We start from the raw sequence: 4,244 nt of genomic DNA on the forward strand, positions 1-4,244 counted from the left end.
GTGCTGGCCGCCCTTGGCCTGCCGCGCGGCTGGCGCATGCGTCTTGCCCGCGCATTCGGCTCGGCGCCGATGCTTGAGGCGGCACTCGCCGATCTCGCCAACCCGCCGCGCAACAGCCAGCTCTCAGGTCCGGTCGCCGCTCTGGTCCTCGACGGTGATCTGGACGGTCTTTCCGCCCATATCGCCAGCGGCATGGAAGAGGCCGGCCTGTCGGCGTCCGCCGGACGCTCGCCATCCGACATTGCCCGGCGGCTGATCGAGAAAGCCGAATTGCGCAGCGTTCGGCTGTCGAGCGAGGCGTTTTCCGCGCTGAAGGATTTTCTGGCGATCGACGTTCCGCTTGATGGTGCGGCCCAGGCACTGGAGACCTTCGCCACCGGCGCAGGGCTGTCGCTCGATGTCGCGCTGGAAAAGTTCGCTGCCCGCGCCAAGGCGATCGAAGCGCATGGCTTGCCGGCCGATAAAATCCGCTACGACGCCGCGTTCGGCCGCCCGCTCGACTACTACACCGGCCTGGTTTTCGAAATCGCGGCGGACAATGGCGACCGGCCGCTGGTCGGCGGCGGCCGCTATGACCGGCTGCTGACCTTGCTTGGCGCCAAGACGCCGATCCCCGGCGTCGGCTTTTCCGTCTGGCTCGACCGCATCGAGGCGTTGCGGGACACGGCGCCATGATCACGCTGGCGATCCCATCCAAAGGCCGCCTGAAAGAGCAGGCGCTGGACGTGCTGGCCAAAGCCGGGTTAGCCGTCAGCCTGCCCGGCGACGAGCGCAAATACCACGCCCGCGTCGAGGGCCTGGACGATGTCGAAGTGGTGTTCCTGTCGGCTTCCGAAATATCAGGCGAGATCGGCCAGGGTGCCGTCGATCTCGGCATCACCGGCGAGGACCTGGTGCGTGAAAACCTTGCCGACTGGGAGAGCCGCGCCGAAATCGTCGCCCGTCTCGGTTTTGGCCATGCCGATGTCGTGGTGGCCGTGCCGGACATCTGGCTCGACGTCGACACCATGGCCGACCTCGACGACGTCGCTGCCGATTTTCGCCAGCGCCATGGCCGGCGGCTGCGCATCGCCACCAAATACTGGCGGCTGACCCAGCAATTCTTCTCGCAGAAGCACGGCATCCAGGTCTACCGCATCGTCGAGAGCCTGGGGGCCACCGAAGGTGCGCCGGCGGCGGGTCTGGCCGATGTCATCGTCGACATCACAACCACCGGCTCGACGCTGCGCGCCAATCATCTCAAGGTGCTGGGCGATGGCCTCGTCCTGCGCTCGCAGGCCTGCCTGGTGGCGTCGAAGAAGACACGCGCGGCGGCCGATGAAGCGGTCCTGCGCGACATCGCGGCGAAGATGGCGGCTGCGGTCGGATAGCGGCGGGCCTTCGCCCGCTGCCCCTCAGGGCTTCGAACCCTGCTTGAAAACCCTGACGGCGGCCGTCCCGCGGTGTCGGTAGCCTTGCGCCGGGGTTTTCCTGTATAGGAATTATTTCCTTGACTGGTGAGGGCAGCTACGCTACATTTTTGCCCATGGTGCTGATTTGCGCCAGTGACCGCCGCCCAGGCGGGTTTTTGCGTTTGATGTTCATCAACCAACGGAGGCCCCGAAGCGTCGTGGGCCGGATCGTTGCCCTGCCACGACTATCGGCGGGATTTTCACCACCCCCTCAGGCTGATAGGCTCGGCCAATCCCGGGAGGAGAGAGCGATGCCGGTCAATCTCGACGAGCTGAAGAATGCCAGCAATCTGCGCGGACGCGGAGCGCGAGCGGGCGGTGTCTTCGTCGCACCCGTCGATGGTAGGGCGCATGTCTCTGGCGAACGCAGCGTGCCGCTGCTCGACAAGACCATCCCCGCGCTGTTTTCCGACACGGTCAGCAAATACGGCACGCTCGACGCCGCCGTCTTCGTCGACCAGGACAAGCGCTTCACCTGGAGTGAACTTTCGGACACGGTGGATGCGCTGGCCGCCGGCTTCCTGGCACTGGGCCTGGCAAAAGGCGATCGCGTCGGCATCTGGTCGCCCAACCGCTGGGAATGGCTGGTGACGCAGTTCGCCACCGCCCGCATCGGCCTGATCCTGGTCAACATCAACCCGGCCTACCGGTTGACCGAGCTCGACTATGCGCTGAACAAGGTCGGCTGCAAGGCGCTGGTCACCGCTGCCAGGTTCAAGACGTCAGATTATCTCGGCATGATCGAGACGCTGGCACCCGAGATCGCCAAGGCCACGCCGGGCAAGCTCAAGGCACAAAAACTGCCGGCGTTGAAGATCGTCATCCGCATGGGTGACGAGAACTCGCCCGGCATGTTCAATTTCGGTGATGTGCTGGCCATGGCCGGGCGTGACGAGCATGACAGCCTCGACCGCATCTCTGAGAAGCTGAAGCCGGGCGAAGCCATCAACATCCAGTTCACCTCAGGCACCACGGGAGCCCCCAAGGGCGCGACGCTGACCCACGGCAACATCGTTAACAACGGCAACTTCGTCACTTCGGCGATCAAGCTGACCGCCGACGACCGGCTCTGCATACCAGTGCCGCTCTACCACTGCTTCGGCATGTCGATGGGCACGATGGGTTGCGTCTCGAAAGGCGCCACCATGGTTTTCCCGGGAGAAGGGTTCGACGCCGGCGCCACGCTGAAGGCGATGGCTCAGGAACGCTGCACCGGGCTCTATGGCGTACCGACCATGTTCGTTGCTCTGCTGGATCATCCGGATTTTTCCGCCTTCGATCTCTCCAGCCTGCGCACCGGCATCATGGCCGGTTCGCCATGCCCGATCGAGGTGATGAAAAAGGTGGTGTCGCTGATGCATATGGAACAGGTGACCATCGCCTACGGCATGACCGAGACCAGCCCGGTGTCGTTCCAGAGCGGCGTCGACGACCCCTTGGAAAAGCGCGTCTCGACCGTCGGGCGGATCCACCCCCATGTCGAGGTCAAGGCGGTCGATGCCGATGGCGCTACAGTTGCGGTCGGCGTACCGGGCGAGCTTTGCACGCGCGGCTATTCGGTGATGAAGGGTTACTGGGACGACGACGACAAGACCCGCGAGGCGATCGACGCCGACGGCTGGATGCACACCGGCGACCTCGCCACCATCGACGCCGAGGGCTATTGCAACATCGTCGGCCGGGTCAAGGACATGGTCATCCGCGGCGGCGAGAACGTCTATCCCAGGGAGGTCGAGGAATTCCTCTACCGCCATCCAAAGGTCAAGGAGGTGCAGGTGTTCGGCATTCCCGACGCCAAATATGGCGAGGAGCTGTGCGCCTGGATCGTGCTCAAGCCCGGCCAGATCGCCACCGAGCAGGAGGTCAGAAACTTCTGCGCCGGCCAGATCGCCCATTACAAGATCCCCCGCCACATCCGCTTCCGCACCGAATTGCCGATGACGGTGACCGGCAAGCCGCAGAAGTTCCTGATGCGCGAGGCGATGGTGGAGGAGCTGGGCTTGGTGGCGCAGAAGACGGCGTGAACGGGTGAACGCTTCGATCTGTCGGTGCGCGAATGCAGCCACGGTTCGCAGCAGCGCGCAGGGGCTTGCATGAGCGGTTTCGGACGTTCGGTGACTTCATATGCGATGCCGCTGGCCGCCTTGGTCATGGCTGTCGCCGTCAGGGCAGGCGGGCTGTCGGCGGACGAAGGTTCGCTGGGCGTCAGGATACTCGTCGGAGCGCTTTCGAGTGCGATCATGTTCACCACCATTTTCGTGGTGCTCGACCACGCCGAGGCTGTGGCTCGGCGTGTAGGAGAGCCCTACGGCACATTGGTGCTGACTTTTGCCGTGACGGCAATCGAGGTGTCGATCATCGTTTCCATGATGCTGCATGGAGAGAACAACCCTACGCTTGCACGTGAGTCCGTCTTTTCAACGGTGATGATTGCATCCACCGGCGTCGTCGGCACGTGTCTTGCGCTTGGCGGCTGGCGCCATCGCAAGCAGGCAATTGTTCGACAAGGGACCAGCGCATATTTGGCGGTTCTGATCGCGCTGACCATCATGACGCTTATTCTGCCAACCTACACACAAGCTACGGGGCCGGGCACATTTTCGGCAGCTCAACTTGGCTTTGTGAGCGTGCTTTCGGTGCTGCTTTATGCAAGTTTTGTGTTCGCGCAGACCGTCCGCCACCGGGAAGACTTTGTCGAAGGGCAGGCCCACGGCGTTTCGCTGCGGACTGCCCCTCACGAAAGCGTCTTTGCCGGCGCATTGCTGCTTTTGATCGGCCTGATCGGCATTGTCA

At 63.6% G+C, this 4,244-nt stretch carries 3 protein-coding genes and 1 pseudogene; all 4 read left to right on the forward strand.

What is annotated here, in order from left to right; genetic code table 11:
- On the forward strand, positions 1 to 675 hold a 675-nt coding region (locus tag EN991_RS25420), incomplete at its 5' end, for an ATP phosphoribosyltransferase regulatory subunit (protein ID WP_206519248.1).
- A complete protein-coding gene (hisG, locus tag EN991_RS25425) occupies positions 672 to 1,370 on the forward strand; it encodes an ATP phosphoribosyltransferase (RefSeq protein WP_127369795.1) in 699 nt (232 codons plus the stop codon). The genes EN991_RS25420 and hisG, both read left to right, overlap by 4 nt.
- A 332-nt stretch (positions 1,371 to 1,702) precedes the next feature.
- Positions 1,703 to 3,475: an AMP-binding protein gene (locus EN991_RS25430; protein WP_127369796.1), complete on the forward strand. Its 1,773-nt coding sequence runs from the start codon at positions 1,703 to 1,705 to the stop codon at positions 3,473 to 3,475.
- Between the two features lie 69 nt (positions 3,476 to 3,544).
- Positions 3,545 to 4,244, forward strand: a pseudogene (locus EN991_RS25435) (ionic transporter); the annotation flags it as partial.

The sequence above is a fragment of the Mesorhizobium sp. M7A.F.Ca.US.005.03.2.1 genome, assembly GCF_003997795.1.
In the GTDB taxonomy this organism is placed as follows: domain Bacteria; phylum Pseudomonadota; class Alphaproteobacteria; order Rhizobiales; family Rhizobiaceae; genus Mesorhizobium; species Mesorhizobium ciceri.

Excerpts from the sequence above, each read along its gene's own strand:
- EN991_RS25430 (WP_127369796.1), top strand. The coding sequence starts at position 1,703 with ATGCCGGTCAATCTCGACGAGCTGAAGAATGCCAGCAATCTGCGCGGA.
- hisG (WP_127369795.1), top strand. The coding sequence starts at position 672 with ATGATCACGCTGGCGATCCCATCCAAAGGCCGCCTGAAAGAGCAGGCG.